At 43.6% G+C, this 15,238-nt stretch carries 17 protein-coding genes; 4 read left to right on the top strand and 13 right to left on the bottom strand.

Annotated features, from left to right (window positions below):
* Window positions 1–10: 10 nt before the first annotated feature.
* A complete protein-coding gene (locus ACP7AK_RS06930) occupies window positions 11–298 on the top strand; it encodes a hypothetical protein (protein WP_005107806.1) in 288 nt (95 codons plus the stop codon).
* 104 nt (window positions 299–402) lie between these two features.
* Here the strand turns inward: ACP7AK_RS06930 and ACP7AK_RS06925 are convergent, their stop codons facing one another.
* From ACP7AK_RS06925 to pheS, 3 genes are all read right to left on the bottom strand, one after another.
* Entirely contained in the window at window positions 403–699 is a 297-nt protein-coding gene (locus ACP7AK_RS06925) for an integration host factor subunit alpha (protein WP_004278269.1), read from the bottom strand.
* Window positions 696–3,077: a phenylalanine--tRNA ligase subunit beta gene (gene pheT, locus ACP7AK_RS06920; protein WP_425879251.1), complete on the bottom strand. Its 2,382-nt coding sequence runs from the start codon at window positions 3,075–3,077 to the stop codon at window positions 696–698. Before pheT ends, ACP7AK_RS06925 begins: the two co-directional genes overlap by 4 nt.
* A gap of 134 nt (window positions 3,078–3,211) precedes the next feature.
* Entirely contained in the window at window positions 3,212–4,192 is a 981-nt protein-coding gene (gene pheS / locus ACP7AK_RS06915) for a phenylalanine--tRNA ligase subunit alpha (RefSeq protein WP_195725129.1), read from the bottom strand.
* 159 nt (window positions 4,193–4,351) lie between these two features.
* Between pheS and ACP7AK_RS06910 the strand changes: the two genes are divergently transcribed.
* Window positions 4,352–5,377, top strand: a complete 1,026-nt coding sequence (locus ACP7AK_RS06910) for a hypothetical protein (protein ID WP_005107810.1) — start codon at window positions 4,352–4,354, stop codon at window positions 5,375–5,377.
* A 350-nt stretch (window positions 5,378–5,727) separates the two neighbouring features.
* Here ACP7AK_RS06910 and ACP7AK_RS06905 read toward each other — a convergent pair whose 3' ends face one another.
* The 6 genes from ACP7AK_RS06905 to ACP7AK_RS06880 form a co-directional block, all read right to left on the bottom strand.
* Window positions 5,728–6,102: a GNAT family N-acetyltransferase gene (locus ACP7AK_RS06905; RefSeq protein WP_425879248.1), complete on the bottom strand. Its 375-nt coding sequence runs from the start codon at window positions 6,100–6,102 to the stop codon at window positions 5,728–5,730.
* Between the two features lie 260 nt (window positions 6,103–6,362).
* Window positions 6,363–6,722 carry a 50S ribosomal protein L20 gene (rplT, locus tag ACP7AK_RS06900; RefSeq protein ID WP_004647525.1) on the bottom strand — a complete coding sequence of 120 codons (360 nt, stop codon included), beginning with the start codon at window positions 6,720–6,722 and terminating at the stop codon, window positions 6,363–6,365.
* Window positions 6,723–6,733: 11 nt separating this feature from the next.
* Window positions 6,734–6,928 carry a 50S ribosomal protein L35 gene (gene rpmI / locus ACP7AK_RS06895; RefSeq protein WP_004278281.1) on the bottom strand — a complete coding sequence of 65 codons (195 nt, stop codon included), beginning with the start codon at window positions 6,926–6,928 and terminating at the stop codon, window positions 6,734–6,736.
* 185 nt (window positions 6,929–7,113) lie between these two features.
* On the bottom strand, window positions 7,114–7,536 hold the full coding sequence (locus ACP7AK_RS06890; RefSeq protein ID WP_004732949.1) for a YqaA family protein: 423 nt from the start codon (window positions 7,534–7,536) through the stop codon (window positions 7,114–7,116).
* Window positions 7,537–7,543: 7 nt separating this feature from the next.
* Complete coding sequence (locus tag ACP7AK_RS06885; protein ID WP_004732951.1) at window positions 7,544–7,834, bottom strand: hypothetical protein; 291 nt, start codon at window positions 7,832–7,834, stop codon at window positions 7,544–7,546.
* Window positions 7,835–7,908: 74 nt separating this feature from the next.
* The gene (locus tag ACP7AK_RS06880) at window positions 7,909–8,529 is read right to left on the bottom strand and encodes a glutathione S-transferase family protein (protein ID WP_004732952.1); all 621 of its coding nucleotides are present in this window, start codon (window positions 8,527–8,529) and stop codon (window positions 7,909–7,911) included.
* 283 nt (window positions 8,530–8,812) lie between these two features.
* Here ACP7AK_RS06880 and ACP7AK_RS06875 point away from each other — a divergent pair, with 283 nt between their 5' ends.
* On the top strand, window positions 8,813–9,268 hold the full coding sequence (locus tag ACP7AK_RS06875; RefSeq protein ID WP_004732955.1) for an Hsp20 family protein: 456 nt from the start codon (window positions 8,813–8,815) through the stop codon (window positions 9,266–9,268).
* A 104-nt stretch (window positions 9,269–9,372) separates the two neighbouring features.
* Window positions 9,373–9,924, top strand: a complete 552-nt coding sequence (locus tag ACP7AK_RS06870; protein ID WP_425879243.1) for a hypothetical protein — start codon at window positions 9,373–9,375, stop codon at window positions 9,922–9,924.
* A 43-nt stretch (window positions 9,925–9,967) separates the two neighbouring features.
* On the opposite strand, the gene infC is transcribed toward ACP7AK_RS06870, so the two are convergent.
* The 4 genes from infC to ACP7AK_RS06850 form a co-directional block, all read right to left on the bottom strand.
* A complete protein-coding gene (gene infC / locus ACP7AK_RS06865; protein WP_071850398.1) occupies window positions 9,968–10,519 on the bottom strand; it encodes a translation initiation factor IF-3 in 552 nt (183 codons plus the stop codon).
* A gap of 5 nt (window positions 10,520–10,524) precedes the next feature.
* Window positions 10,525–12,447 carry a threonine--tRNA ligase gene (gene thrS / locus ACP7AK_RS06860; protein WP_004278291.1) on the bottom strand — a complete coding sequence of 641 codons (1,923 nt, stop codon included), beginning with the start codon at window positions 12,445–12,447 and terminating at the stop codon, window positions 10,525–10,527.
* Between the two features lie 224 nt (window positions 12,448–12,671).
* Entirely contained in the window at window positions 12,672–13,841 is a 1,170-nt protein-coding gene (locus tag ACP7AK_RS06855) for an alanine racemase (RefSeq protein ID WP_425879241.1), read from the bottom strand.
* A gap of 10 nt (window positions 13,842–13,851) precedes the next feature.
* Entirely contained in the window at window positions 13,852–15,138 is a 1,287-nt protein-coding gene (locus ACP7AK_RS06850) for a D-arabinono-1,4-lactone oxidase (protein ID WP_425879239.1), read from the bottom strand.
* Window positions 15,139–15,238 lie beyond the last annotated feature (100 nt).

Here is a 15,238-nt window from a genome sequence, read left to right as displayed (position 1 = left end):
GAGTGATGCCATGTTATTCAAAAAAATCGCTATTGCTGCTGCAGTTGCTACTACTCTAGCTTTCGTTGGTTGTGCTAAAAAAGCTGACGACGCTGCTGCTGACGCTAACCAAGCTGCATCTGAAGCTGTAGAAGCTGCTTCTGAAGCTGAAGCTGCTGCTGATGCTGCTGCTGTAGAAGCTACTTCTGAAGTTGCTGCTTCTGAAACTGCTGCTGCTGCTGAAGCTGACGCTGCTGCTGCTGTTGCTGTTGACGCTGCTGCTGACGCTACTGCTGCTTCTGAAGCTGCTGCTCAATAATCTTTTAGATTATTCAGTACAAAAAAAAGAGAGCCTTTGGCTCTCTTTTTTATTTTAAAAACTGATACTTAACAATATTAGATCCCAGTTTTTAAAAAAGCAGATCAGTTGACCTGCTCATTTCCCACACGTTGACGGAACTTCTGTCCGGCACGGAAGGTGACCACACGGCGTGCAGAAATCGGAATCTCTTCACCCGTTTTCGGGTTACGGCCCGGACGTTGACGCTTATCACGCAACTCGAAATTACCAAAACCCGAAAGTTTTACTTGCTCGCCTGAGATGAGCGCCTGGCTAATCTCATCGAAGAACAACTCAACCATTTGTTTTGCTTCACGACGGTTTAAACTCGTGAGCTCACTTAAATGATCAGCCATTTCTGCTTTAGTTAGTGCTGTCATGAAGCCCTCAATGTCGCTTGGTAAGTGTTTTCTAACACTTGAAGGATATTATCCATACCTGATTTAATTTCAGCATCTTCCAGTGTACGGCTTGGATGCTGCCAGAGAAGTGCAAATGCCAGTGAGCGTTTCCCTTCTTCTACTCCTTGTCCAGTGTACACATCGAACAACCAAGTTGAGTCTAAAAGCTCTCCGCCTGTTTTTTCGATAAGTCCCTGAATTTCGCTAACATTAATCTTATCACTAATTAAAAGCGCAATATCACGTCGAACCGATGGAAAACGTGATAATTCTGTAAAATTAGATACATAAGTTTGCAAAACAGCCGCTTGATCCAATTCTGCTACCCATGTGGTTGCCAGATCAAGCTCGTCTTCAAGTGAGGGATGTAAACGCCCCAAGTAACCAATTGATTGACCATTCACGAGAATTTCTGCGGATTGTCCTGGATGCAACCAGCTACGCTCTGAACGCACATATTCTACTTTGACACGACCAGCAGCCAAAATTTCTTCTACATCACCCTTAAAGTCAAAGAAGTCCATTGCAGCGGGTTTCACATGCCAAGATTCAGCATGACGTGAACCAGTCGCAATCAATGCAAAAGTTGGAATCTGTTTTAAATCATGGATGCTGCTGGCTTCTTGATAGTCAAAACGCAGACCGAGCTCAAAGAAACGTACACGGCTTTGCTGGCGGTTGACATTGTACTGAACACAAGGAATCAGGCTAGATAGCAAGGTTGAACGCATCACTGCCAAATCACTTGAAATTGGATTGGCTAATACTAATGGATTCACACTAGAATTAAGTTGCTTTTCAAGCTTTAGGTCTGCGAAGCTAAAGCTGATCGCTTCTTGGTAACCTAAAGTTACCGCGGTTTGACGGAGTTGGCCCAATTCAAACTGATCTTGGTATTTCGCCAGCTTCACATCAATCACAGGCAGGCTGATTTGAATATTGTCATAACCGTGAATACGCGCCACTTCTTCGATCAAATCTTGGTAAATCACCATATCATAACGATGTGATGGCGGTACCACTGACCACTCGCCTTCTGCTTTTACTGTAACTTCACAACCTAAACGGCTTAAAGCATCAGTAATGAACGCTGAGTCAACACTATAACCCAGCAGTTGATCGACTTGTGCTTGATTCAACTCAATTGCGTCACGTGTTGGCAATAGAGCCGCATTTTCGGCAACTGTAATTGGTCCGAACTCACCGCCCGCAAGTTCAGCAATCAATTGTGATGCGCGGTGCATAGCGATCAATGGCAATTCAAAATCGACACCACGTTCATAACGCTGAGAAGCATCGGTATGCAAGCCAAAGCTACGTGCACGACCCGCAATATGCAGTGGCGCGAAGAATGCAGATTCCAGGAAAATTTCAGTGGTTGCATCGCTGACTGCTGAAAACAAGCCACCCATAATACCAGCAATGGCCAATGCTTTTTCATCATCTGCAATCACCATCACTTTTTCGTTGAGTTCAACTTCTTGTTCATTGAGCAAAACTAACTTTTCAGCTTCCGTCGCTTGACGTACATGTACCGCACCTTGAACTTTACCGCCATCAAATGCGTGTAGCGGTTGACCAAGCTCGATTAATACATAGTTGGTAATATCGACCAGAATGCTGTGCTGACGAATACCTGAACGTGCCAATGCACGCTCCATCCATACAGGAGTCACAGCCTTGGTATTGACGTTCTTGATGACACGACCCAAATAGCGTGGGCAGCCTTCAGTCGATACAACGACTTTCTTTTCTTCGCTAATAGTCGCAGCTACTTCTTTAATTTCAGGGGCAGTTACTGGCAATTGGTTAATCACACCAATTTCACGTGCGATCCCGCGAATACTGAAGCAGTCCCCACGGTTCGGTGTAATGCTGATGTCAATCACGTTGTCATCAAGGTCTAGATATTCACGAATGTTCATACCTACTGGTGCATCCGCTGGAAGCTCTAACAAACCATCAATTTTATCTTCTAAATCGATTTCTGAAGCGCCGCACAGCATGCCTTGTGACTCGATACCACGTAGCTTGCCTTTCTTGATTTTGAAATCGCCTGGAAGTACTGCACCAATGGTCGCAACTGGCGCTTTCATGCCGGCACGTACGTTTGGCGCACCACATACAATTTGCAGTGGCTCACCTGAACCGATATTGACAGTGGTCACACGCAAGCGATCTGCATCAGGATGTTGTTCTACTGTCAGGACTTCCCCCACCACTACACCAGTAAATGCTTTTGCTGCAGGTGCAAGCTCATCGACTTCCAGACCCAACATGGTCAATTGATCAGAAAGTTTTTCGCTATCGATGGCTGGGTTGACCCATGTGCGTAGCCAATTTTCGCTAATTTTCATTGATATAAAACCTGTAATTCAAATCTCTAGAATCCCCCTCTGCCCCCCATTTTCCAAAGGGGGAGAACTCCATCTATTTCGCGGAGTCCCTCTCCTTTTTAAAAGGAGAGGTTAAGGAGAGGTATAAATTTGTTTTAAGCAAACTGGCGTAAGAAACGCACATCATTTTGGAAGAACATACGTAAGTCATTCACGCCATAACGCAGCATTGCAAAACGTTCAACACCCAGACCAAAAGCAAAGCCTTTGTATTTTTCAGGATCAATGCCTGCAGCTTGCAGCACATTCGGATGCACCATACCGCAGCCCAATACTTCTAACCAGCGACCGCGTTCATCCATAATATCCACTTCCGCACTCGGCTCGGTGAACGGGAAATAAGATGGACGGAAACGTACTTTCAAATCTTTTTCGAAGAATTCGTTCAGCAGGTTAATCAGCAAACCTTTCAGTTCCGCAAAGCTGGTATTTTCAGCCACGTATAAACCTTCGATCTGATGAAACATCGGTGAGTGGGTTTGATCCGAATCACAACGGTAAACACGGCCCGGACACACGATCTGGATTGGTGGCTGCTGTGTTTCCATGGTACGAATCTGCACACCAGACGTATGCGTACGCAGCAAATGGTTCACATCGAAATAGAAGGTATCGTGCATGGCACGCGCCGGGTGATGACCCGGAATATTCAGTGCTTCAAAGTTGTGATAGTCATCTTCAACTTCAGGACCTGTTGCAACCGTAAAACCTGCCTTGGTAAAGAACTGGCAAATACGCTCTTGCACCTGGGTCACTGGATGGATACTGCCCACCTGTTGGCCACGACCTGGTAAAGTAATATCAATGGTTTCGCTTGCCAGTTTTTGTTTTAAGGCAGCTTTATGCAATTCTGCCTGACGTGAGGTCAATGCAGCGGTAATAGTTTCACGTACAGCATGGATTTGTGCGCCGAAGACTTTACGTTCTTCAGGATCCATTTTACCAAGCGACTTAGATTGTTCCGCGAGCTGGCTTTTTTTCCCCGTAAATTGCACTCGTACTTGATCAAGTGCAGCAAGGTCTTGAGCTGCTGCAATCGCAGCGAGCGCTTCAGTGGTCAGGGCTTCCAGTGACATAGTAACTCTCAAAGCAACAGGTTAAAAAATATTTTAAAAACCCCACATTCTAACAGTTTTTAGACACTTTGATGAAGATGCGTTTTAAGGAAAATTAGATTGGCATGATTAAATATAAAAAGTATAAGATAAACACAATATCAATCAGATCAAATCACTATGGCACTCGATCAAATTTGGAAACAGCAACTAACCCTCGTCACTTACGGCAATGAGTATTTGACTCAAGACCTGAGTTTCAATCGTTGGATTCAACATTCCATTTTTAATCAGCATCAGTTTGCCTTTCGGGATCTGATATCACAACACCTGCTGGCCCAGCATTTCCAGATCTGGCTGGAAGGCCTGAAAAAACAAGGCGTGCGTCGCCTCAGCTTGCATCGCTCTGATTTACTGGTTGATGAAAAAAATCCGAATGCCAATATCGAGCTATTACCACTGGCGCATTTTATTGTCAGTCATGGCGCTAAAACCAAAACTGCCTGGATCATCGGCAAGGAACTGCCTGAATGGTACAGCGCAGACAATGATTACGAAGCACCTAAATCACAGCAATCCCCTTTACGCCATGAAACATTCTGGTGTTATGAGCTAAATCCTAAACTGGCCAAGCGCATTGATGTCGATCTGGAAGCCCCAAACTGGGATGATATTCAGGCCTATACCGATCATGAACTGTTTGAAAGTAGCCTTGCCCAAGATTTTACCGAACCTGCATATACCAATTTGCCTTATTACGGCACCATGCCTGCCATTCAAGCCGATAGCGAAAGTCATTTGGCCTTAATTCCCACTGACTATTCAGCGGATTATGCTCACCAGACTTTGTACCGCCTAGACGCCTTAAATGACTTTATTCAAACGAAAATCCAGCATCCCTATCGTGCAGATGGCGAAGTACTCAGCCCGGAGCAGCAACTTAACCTGCGACATTTTTCGCAAAAAATTGATGATTTAAGTGCTAAATTCATCAGCAAAGTCGCCAATCACTATAAAACTGCACAGCTAACACCAAAAGTTGCACCTGACCCATTTGTCGGTATGAGTACCGAAGACCGCTCACCAAAAATTTCTAAAGCAGAAAAACCTCAGGACCCAGGCAAATCCAGTTCATCTGCAAATGTGCTGACCTTAATTGTGATCACTGTGATTATCTGTCTGATTGGCTACTATTTCGGCCTTTAACATTTTGCCAGAAAAGCTTGAACATCACGGGCAGAATTCAATGGATATTTTGATATTCATGAGCAGGCATCAACTTGAAATAATGCTGACGATTTTGTGATAGGTTTTCATCATCCATCAGATGATGGAATCACGACTGAGTATCTGTCTTAAAATTTCAGCATTATTTGAATGAGCCGAAGCTGTCATTTGCTGATCGCCCGGAAATGCTCTCTTAATTGACCGGTGGAGATATTGAGATAAAAAGATAAATCAGCCATACATTTCTAAGGGCTGATTTATTTTCTATCGTCTTTTCCCAGGTTTTAGATTTTTCTACGTTGAGCCAGCTGGGCCAGAGTATTCAAAAATTAAATGTCCCACTGATAACATAAGTCTTTAAGATTCTCGCCCAGATCGCTGGCATCTCCTTCACTGACAAAATAGGCGCCGGTCTTTTCATAAAAATAACGACTGGAATTCAGGTTCAATACGCTGCACTGCATATACTGGTAGGATTTTTCTCGACTTAATCCCAAACCCAATTGAACCAACTTAGCCCCCACACCTTGTCCCTGAATCTGTTTCAGTAAATACAAAGCTCTCAATTCACTGATTGGCGCATCCACCGGAAAATTAAAAGCAGCAAAACCCAAAACTTGAGCATTTTCTTCATAGACAAATACCCGTCGATTCTCCTGTTCAAGCACAGAACGCCACAAGGCGGCTCTTTGTTCTACACTCAACTTATCGAGAATTTCTTATTTGATGATATTTTGATAGCTTTCACGCCAATTTTGTACATGCACTTGAGCAATCGGCAGTACATCCTGTTGAGTGGCAAGTCGAATCATTGTTTTTAAGCCTTGTTTTTTAATTATTCAATTTCACAATGACTAAAAAATATAAGATTTACAATACTGATTTTTAAATAATATTTAAAATGATTACTTTTATTTAAGCATAAAAAAGACCGCTAAAAGCGGTCTTTTCAAGTCATAAAGACTTATGCAGCCAATGCATCTTTAGCTTTAGAAGCTAAAGCAGCAAACGCAACTGCGTCATGCATAGCGATGTCAGCAAGTACGCGACGGTCGATAATCACTTGAGCTTTTTTCAAGCCAGCGATCATACGGCTGTACGACAAACCATTTTGACGAGCACCAGCGTTGATACGTGCAATCCACAAAGCGCGGAATTGACGTTTCTTCTGACGACGGTCACGGTAAGCATATTGACCAGCTTTGATTACCGCCTGGAACGCTACGCGGTAAACGCGTGAACGAGCACCATAGTAACCTTTAGCGCGAGCAAGAATTTTTTTGTGACGGCGATGAGCCTGTACACCACGTTTTACACGAGCCATTTATAATCTCCTTAGATGTACGGGCACATACGACGAACTGAAGCAACGTCACTTACGTGAACCATTACACAGCCGCGCAATTGACGAATACGCTTAGCAGATTTTTTGGTCAAAATGTGGCGTTTGAACGCTTGTTTACGCTTAAAACCGTTAGCAGTCGCTTTAAAGCGTTTAGCTGCACCACGGCGAGTTTTCATCTTAGGCATAACAACCTCTTTTGAACACCTGTTCGGCTCGTTTGCACCATTACAAAACGACCTGCAGGTAAGGGAGCGAGTATTCTAAAGCATCTTTGTTTAAAACAAAAGCATCTTCACCCAATAAGCGAATTTAAAGAATGATTTCGCTCTGAAATAATATCCAAGACTGGATCAAGAAAATAGCTTCAGACTTAGAACATGGCAAAGGCCGCATAGACAAACAGATAACGTCCAATTTTAGCGATGCTGACCATCAGCAGAAAACGGACGAGGTTTTCTTTTAATAGTCCCGCAATCAGGGTAATCGGATCACCAATGATAGGCACCCAGCTCAGCAGTAAAGACCAGTAACCATATTTCTGATAGGTCTTTTGCGCCTTGAGCATCTTATCTGCTGAAACCGGGAACCACTTTTTATTTTTATAATGTTCAATCTTGAGACCCAGATACCAGTTCACACAAGACCCCAGAATATTGCCCAGACTGGCCACGGCAATTAACAGCACTGCATGCTGCTTGTTCTGCACTAAAAGCCCCAGCAAAACCGCTTCAGACTGTAAAGGTAGTAAGGTCGCTGCACCAAAGGCCGACAGAAACAGTAAAAATAGGCTCATTACAGCATTAATGGCTCAAGCCCATTTTTTTCTTGGCTTTACTGTATTCCCAACTGGACCAAACGACTGCCGTCACCATCGCCATGATCCGCGCCCACTTATACTGCTCATTGAGCGGTGCAATTGCAGCACGGAGAATCTGCTGATCTTTGGTATTTAGGGCAGCAATCACCTGATCGATATGCACAATTTCAGCAACATACAGCACTAAACATGCAGCAATGCCGAAAAGAATGCTCCAGTAAATTCGGGTATTACTTTCAACAATCTTGGTAAAGTTCAGAAGAAAATCGTTCATATATCCATCCAATAAAAAACCACCGTAAGGGTGGCTTTATTTGCTTAAGGCTATTTTAACATAAAGGCAGACGCTTAACTGACCTGTATTGCCAACGCTTTCTGAACCGCAGGACGAGCATTCAAACGATCGATATATTTGGAAACTTCAGGATAGTCTTCCAGAGTGATCTGCTGCCAGTCATGCCGTAATAACCAAGGGAAAATGGCCATATCTGCAATCGAGTATTCGCCAGCCACATACTCCTGCCCGACCAGCTGCTTATTCAACACCCCATATAAACGCTTGCTTTCATTGACATAGCGCTCTGTGGCATAAGCAATCCGCTCAGGTGCAAAACGGCTAAAGTGATGATTTTGCCCGAGCATCGGCCCCAAACCGCCCATTTGCCACATCAGCCACTGTTCGACCTGAATACGCTTCACTTCATCGGCTGGATAAAACAGACTTGTTTTGCGGCCCAGATATTGCAAGATCGCACCTGACTCAAAAATTGAAATGGCGCGGCCATGTGGCCCATCCTGATCAACAATTGCCGGGATTTTATTATTGGGAGAAATAGCCAGAAAATCGGACTGGAACTGGTCATTTTCCAGAATATTGATTGGAATAATTTGATATTCCAGCCCCATTTCTTCTAGAGCAATACTAATTTTATGGCCGTTGGGGGTGCCCCAATAATATAAATCGATCATTTTCTTCTAATACTCCCTGCACTTTTACTATGCGACGATGTACTCAACATAGAGGATTTAGAAAGAAACAACAAGTCTGCATTTTAAAATTATTTTTCAATAAATATCAAAATCTTATTAAAAATTTATATATTTTTTTCTTTTTGATCTTGAAAATTTCAGCTCCAAACACATATTTATTTCTGCATAAGGATTGCGTCAATCTTATGCGCTGTTGATGTCTGACATGACAGATCTTATTTTCTTGTTTTTATAACTTTGCTTTAGTGAGAAGGTTCTAATCATGAGTAACTTAAATCTTCATCCATTATTTCGTCGTAGTATTGGCTTTGATCGCTTGAATGACTTTATTGACTATGCCATGCAAAGCGATGCACCGAATTACCCACCGTATAATATCGAAAAGCGTGGTGAGAATAATTACCGCATCGTGGTGGCAACTGCGGGTTTTCGTCAGGAAGAACTCGACATTCGTCTGGAAAATAAGTTGCTGACCATCCTAGGCAAGCCTGAAAACCAGAGCAATGACAGTATTGAATTCCTGTACAAAGGCATTGCGCGACGTGCATTTAAATTGTCTTTACGCCTGGATGAATATATTGAGGTACAACAGGCAGACTATGAAAATGGTTTATTGATCATCGACTTGCAGCGCATTATTCCAGAAGAAAAATTGCCACGTCAAATCCCGATTGGCAATAAACTGCTCATTGCAAACGATGAAAAATCAGTGGAATAAGCTTGATTAAGTACGCAAAGGAAGGTCCGAAAGGGCCTTTCTTTTTGGCTACAGATTACCTAAGCTCATTAAGGCAATACGCTTTCTGATCATAAAAATAAACCATGAATGTGCCAGAAAACATCCTGTTTCATCAAGCTAGCCCGATCATGCGCGCTATGGGATATTTACTGTTTTGTTATCCGGTCGGAATATTCAGCATTTTTTATTTCAGCAGTGTGCGTAGCAATTCCAGTTTTTTCCAAGGACTATTATTTTTATGGCAGGAGTCTCCTGACTTTTATATTTATATTGGCGGCTTTCTTGGTCTTTCGCTGCTTATGCTGGGAACCAAACTCAAAATAACCTCACAAGCCATTTATTATACTTTGGCCGGTTTCCGCATCAGCCTGTGCTTAAAACGACATTCCGTACAGTATAGTTTTCTGAATCCGCGCTATGATTCTCTCAAAGCGCACCTCAAACGCTGGCTCTATAACATGCCAGCGCATGTGATTAGTCAACGCGATGGCACTTTGGATTTTAAATTGTGCCAGCCCGGTCTGATGAATCAAATTTTTCTTGGATTTTTCCGGATTCAGCTGTCGATGTTTTCCCGCCAGCAAGCTCAACAGATTATGTACGCCATACAAAGCGCCTGGAATTTTAAAGAATAAAAAAAGCCCTGCATATGCAGGGCTTTTTTCGCTTAATGAGTGCTTACTTTTTCTTTTTAGGACCAAGTAGCATACCCATTTGACGCCCTTCCATTTTCGGCATCTGCTCAACAGTACCGAATTCAGCCACGTCAGCTTCAATTTTTTGCAATTGAGCTAGACCCAACTGTTGGTGCGCCATTTCACGACCACGGAAACGAAGCGTGATTTTCACCTTGTTACCTTCTTCAAGGAACTTGATGATTGCACGTAGTTTTACGTTGTAATCACCAACATCAGTACCCGGGCGTAGCTTGATTTCTTTCACCTGGACTTGATGTTGTTTTTTCTTCGCTTCTTTCTGCTTTTGCTTAAGATCAAACAAATGCTTGTTGAAGTCCATAATCTTACATACTGGTGGCTCAGCGTTTGCTACGATCTCAACAAGATCAAGTTCAACACTTTCTGCTGCGCGTAGGGCGTCAGCTAAGCTTACAATCCCTTTTTGCTCACCATTTTCGTCGACAAGACGGACTTCTTTCGCACGAATTTCATCATTCAAGGCAGGACGGTTTGATTTGTTACCGCCCTGTTGATTACGGTCAGGCTGTTTAATCGCTGTTACTCCACAATGTACCGGCCGCGTTCGGCTACGGCTGCTTTTACTAGGTCAACGAAAGCATCGATTGACATAGTACCCAAATTTGTTCCTGAGCGGGTACGCACGTTTACGGTACCTTCCTCTACTTCACGGTCCCCAAGTACCAGTAAGTAAGGAATACGCTCTAATGTACGTTCACGAATCTTAAAGCCGATTTTCTCATTTCTCAAGTCAGAAATTGCACGGATACCGTTTTCTTTAAGTTTTGCGACGACTGACTCACATGCCTCAGCTTGAGAATCGGTAATGTTCATCACACACGCTTGCATTGGTGCCAACCAAGGTGGCATGAAGCCTGCGTAGTGTTCGATCAGTATACCAATAAAACGCTCGAAACTGCCAAGAATTGCACGATGTAACATTACTGGCTGATCGCGGTCATTATCTTCAGTGACATAAGACGCATCTAAACGTTCTGGCAAGTTAAAGTCACACTGGATGGTACCACACTGCCAGACACGACCTAAGCAGTCTTTCAAAGAGAATTCAATCTTCGGACCATAGAATGCACCTTCGCCTGGTTGAAGTTCCCACTCAAGACCTGCAGCATCCAAAGCATCTGCCAAAGATTTTTCTGCCATATCCCAAAGCTTGTCATCACCGACACGTTTTTCAGGACGCGTCGACAACTTCATTTGTACTTCTTCGAAGCCAAAGTCTTTGTATACATCCAGTGTCAATTTGATAAAGTCTGCAACTTCAGGACCAATCTGTTCTTTGGTACAGAAAATGTGCGCGTCATCTTGGGTAAAGCCACGTACACGCATAATGCCGTGCAATGAACCTGATGGTTCGTTACGGTGACATGAACCAAACTCAGCCAAGCGTACAGGAAGATCACGATAAGATTTTAAACCTTGGTTGAACACCTGTACGTGACAAGGACAGTTCATTGGCTTCACCGCATAGTTGCGGTTTTCAGAATGCGTGGTGAACATGTTGTCTGCATAGTTGGCAGCATGTCCTGATTTTTCCCACAGCGTAAAATCGACCACTTGGGGTGTGCGGATTTCTTCGTAGCCATTGTCTTGCTGAACTTTACGCATGTATTGTTCAAGCACTTGGTAAATGGTCCAGCCGTTCGGATGCCAGAACACCATACCCGGTGCTTCTTCTTGCATATGGAACAAATCAAGCGCTTTACCAATTTTACGGTGATCGCGTTTTTCTGCTTCTTCGATACGTTTTACATAGGCTGCAAGCTGTTTTTTGTCTGCCCACGCTGTACCGTAAATACGTTGTAGCTGTTCGTTTTTCGCATCACCGCGCCAGTAAGCACCCGAGATTTTAGTCAGCTTGAACGATTTTAAGAATTTGGTGTTGGGTACGTGCGGACCACGGCACATATCCAAATAATCTTGATGGTAGTACAAGCCCATTTGTGTTTCTTCAGGCATGTCTGCAATCAAACGCAATTTGTATTCTTCGCCACGCGCTGTAAATTCAGCAATCACTTCATCACGCGGCGTCATTTTTTTCACAACATCATAGTCTTGATCGATGAGCTTTTTCATACGCTCTTCAATCGCTGCCATGTCGTCTAAAGTAAACGGACGTGGCATCCAGATGTCATAGTAGAAACCTTCTTCAATGACCGGACCAATAACCATCTTCGCTTCTGGGAACAGTTGCTTCACTGCGTGACCGACCAAATGCGCGCAAGAATGGCGAATGATCTCGACACCGGCTTCGTCTTTCGGCGTAATAATTTGTAGTGTTGCATCTTCAGTGATGAGATCAGACGCATCCACTAAACGATCGTTAACACGACCCGCAACGGTATTTTTTGCAAGACCAGGACCAATGCTCAGAGCAACGTCCATCACAGATACGGCGTGATCAAACTGTTTTTGATCGCCATTTGGCAAAGTGATAATTGGCATAAGAAATCCTTAAGGAGTGATGCCCCGTACCATGGAGCATATCACCGCGAGATTATGATCGAGGCACAGCCTCAAAAGATAAAAACGGTGGATAAATAAAATCGATTCGAATTTTACACGGCTTGGCCGCATGATTAAACCTTTTCCCAATAAAAATAAGATTTACCATCAAATCTATGGCTGATCTTTAAAGGCTTAGGCTCATTTTTCAGTTCAAAATCTCGTTATTCCCGGAACGTCTGCCACTGGATAAACTTTCCCTCTACATAAACATACAGCTGGGCAAATTGTGGGATCAGCGCTTCACTTTGTGTCGGTCTTAAAAACACATAATCATCGACATGAATATCGCACTGCATGGGCACCTGAAGCATTTCCTGATTGCTGCTGCGGCCATACAATATATGCGGTCGGCTTTTTTCAGGATAAATATAATCTGCTCGCCAATAGCCTCCGTAAATAAATATGGCTTTATATTGATGTGGAAGATGATTCATCAGCTCCAGACCGGGAATCTGGCCACAAGGCAAAACTTTTAAAATGGGTGCGGCAATCCAGAGTGCACATTGCAGTTCAGCCAGATTCGCCAAATCAAAATCGCCTGGCTTGAGCAGCATCGAGCCAAAAGCCAGATCATTACAGACACTGTGCTGACAATGCTGCATAAAGGTCGGACTGCCACCGCCGTTAAAACGCAGACCTGCATGCCATAAATCTGGGAATTGCTGCTGCAAAATAGTTTTGTATTGTTGATACATCTGCTGCGATTGCTGATAACTTTTTTCAGGACTTTTCAGAATTTTTGGTAATTTGGCGACATGTGCATCATAGCCCATTAGACCCGAGAATTTGATATAAGCCGCGTTGTCCTGAATCAGCTCCATTAAGGCTATAAATTGCTGCTGCGTTTGTACGCCGCCACGATGCAGCCCTACATCAATTTCAATATTGACATTCAGGCAGGTATTCAAGCTTTGCGCGAGTTGCAGATATTGTTTTAATCGTTCCACATCATCAATTAGCCATTGAATAATTACTTGATCATTGGCTTTATTTTGATCAGACAAAGTTTGATAAAAATGTTTGACTGCCTGAATCGGCATCGGTTTACCCAACAAGATATCGGCTTGCTGAAATGTCCCTATAATCTCCAGCAGATGCGGCAGATGAAAGACCATAAAGCGCTGGGTATTTAGTTTTTCACTGGCCAGTTTGAGTAGCTGAATGCTGGCTAAAGACTTCACTACCAGACGTGGTTTTAACTTCGCAGGCAATTTCGACTGCATAACCTCCAGATTATGTCGATATTGCGCCAAATCCAGAATCAGTTGCGGTGTGCCAGTGCCCTGCTGTTTTAAATCCTGTGTTAACTGCTGAAAATAATTTGATTGCATCGCCCTCTCCTCATTTCCCAGATAAAAACAATTCTTTTAAATATGGATTCAGCCATTTTTGCTGTGGATCCAATTGCTGACGTAGCACCATGAAATTATCCCATTTCGGGTAGAGTTCGCGCAGTGAGGCTGCGCTCATACTATGTAACTTGCCCCAATGCGGTCGTCCCTGATATTTCTGTAAAATCGGCTCGACCAGATCAAAAATCGCATGATAATCCTGTTTATAGAACTGATGAATGGAAATGGAAACTGAATCGCGCTGATAAAAAGGACTCAGCCAGATCTCATCGCCTTTGACATAACGGAACTCGATCGGGAAAAACATCGGCACCTTATGCTTCCTTAAAGTCGCTAAAACCTCTTCCAGACATTGCAAACCTTGCTCAACCGGAATCTGATATTCCATTTCATTAAATCTGGTATTGCGCGGGGTGGGGAAAATGCGATGCGACCAATCGACATAGCAGGTCGGTTTGGCAAATACACCGAGCAGTTTTTGCAGATAGGGATTTGTCTTTGGGAAGAGTCGCGTCAATTCCGAACATAGGGTCAGCAAAGCATCTTCCGAAGGCCAGCTCTCTTGTCTCGACTGAATGTCATCTTCTGTTTCATCCAGAGTTTTCAGCATCACTTGATCGGCATGTAAAAAAGCCCAAAACTCAATATGTCGGTGCTGATGTTTCCATTGACCAATATGGGTAAATATGTCTTTTAATGAACAGAGCTGGATCTGTTCTTTTAGTTTATATCGTGGTCGATTTTGCAGGGTTATTTGGGTCAATATGCCCAAGCTGCCCAATGCCACCCGTCCAGCCTGAAATATCTCAGCATTCTGCTCACGATGACATTGCAACAGCTCTCCATCCGCGGTCAGTAATTCAAAGCCTTCCACGAAAGCAGAGATGCAAGGTAAATCGATGCCCGTGCCATGCGTTCCGGTAGAAATCGCTCCGGCCAGACTTTGCTGGTCTATATCGCCCTGATTGATTAAGGCCTGATTGATCGGTACCAGATCTTTCCCCAAATCATATAAACGCGTCCCGGCCCGCACGGTGCATTGGGTTTTCTCTTGATCAAAGGCAACGATACCTTTTAACAAATCGAGATTAAGCAACACCTCATTTGTTTTAGCCAATGGGCTAAATGAATGTCCTGCACCCACTGCACGAATGTGTGCATGGGTCTTCACTAAACTTTGTAATTCACTGATCTGGCTGGGCTGAACAATCCGAGCGGCACTGAACTGGCTCCCCGACCAGTTTCGCCAGACGTCATTCGCCTGTTGTATTTTCATTATTCTTCCTGGGCTCATATTATTTTAATGGCTGAACTAGAGTAAAATACCTAAAAAATCAAACTTGGGAACCCATGCGTTCAAAAGATTTAAGTAGGGT

Origin of the sequence: Acinetobacter sp. TWP2-2-3, from assembly GCF_049896445.1 — a bacterium.
Classification (GTDB): domain Bacteria; phylum Pseudomonadota; class Gammaproteobacteria; order Pseudomonadales; family Moraxellaceae; genus Acinetobacter.
The sequence above is the reverse complement of the archived record's forward strand: the minus strand, read 5'-3'. Positions and strand labels throughout refer to the sequence as shown.

What these genes read in the sequence shown, in the direction of transcription:
- ACP7AK_RS06930 (WP_005107806.1), top strand. Translation starts at nt 11, where the DNA reads ATGTTATTCAAAAAAATCGCTATTGCTGCTGCAGTTGCTACTACTCTA.
- ACP7AK_RS06925 (WP_004278269.1), bottom strand. Translation starts at nt 699, where the DNA reads ATGACAGCACTAACTAAAGCAGAAATGGCTGATCATTTAAGTGAGCTC.
- pheT (WP_425879251.1), bottom strand. Translation starts at nt 3,077, where the DNA reads ATGAAAATTAGCGAAAATTGGCTACGCACATGGGTCAACCCAGCCATC.
- pheS (WP_195725129.1), bottom strand. Translation starts at nt 4,192, where the DNA reads ATGTCACTGGAAGCCCTGACCACTGAAGCGCTCGCTGCGATTGCAGCA.
- ACP7AK_RS06910 (WP_005107810.1), top strand. Translation starts at nt 4,352, where the DNA reads ATGGCACTCGATCAAATTTGGAAACAGCAACTAACCCTCGTCACTTAC.
- rplT (WP_004647525.1), bottom strand. Translation starts at nt 6,722, where the DNA reads ATGGCTCGTGTAAAACGTGGTGTACAGGCTCATCGCCGTCACAAAAAA.
- rpmI (WP_004278281.1), bottom strand. Translation starts at nt 6,928, where the DNA reads ATGCCTAAGATGAAAACTCGCCGTGGTGCAGCTAAACGCTTTAAAGCG.
- ACP7AK_RS06890 (WP_004732949.1), bottom strand. Translation starts at nt 7,536, where the DNA reads ATGAGCCTATTTTTACTGTTTCTGTCGGCCTTTGGTGCAGCGACCTTA.
- ACP7AK_RS06885 (WP_004732951.1), bottom strand. Translation starts at nt 7,834, where the DNA reads ATGAACGATTTTCTTCTGAACTTTACCAAGATTGTTGAAAGTAATACC.
- ACP7AK_RS06880 (WP_004732952.1), bottom strand. Translation starts at nt 8,529, where the DNA reads ATGATCGATTTATATTATTGGGGCACCCCCAACGGCCATAAAATTAGT.
- ACP7AK_RS06875 (WP_004732955.1), top strand. Translation starts at nt 8,813, where the DNA reads ATGAGTAACTTAAATCTTCATCCATTATTTCGTCGTAGTATTGGCTTT.
- ACP7AK_RS06870 (WP_425879243.1), top strand. Translation starts at nt 9,373, where the DNA reads ATGAATGTGCCAGAAAACATCCTGTTTCATCAAGCTAGCCCGATCATG.
- thrS (WP_004278291.1), bottom strand. Translation starts at nt 12,447, where the DNA reads ATGCCAATTATCACTTTGCCAAATGGCGATCAAAAACAGTTTGATCAC.
- ACP7AK_RS06855 (WP_425879241.1), bottom strand. Translation starts at nt 13,841, where the DNA reads ATGCAATCAAATTATTTTCAGCAGTTAACACAGGATTTAAAACAGCAG.
- ACP7AK_RS06850 (WP_425879239.1), bottom strand. Translation starts at nt 15,138, where the DNA reads ATGAAAATACAACAGGCGAATGACGTCTGGCGAAACTGGTCGGGGAGC.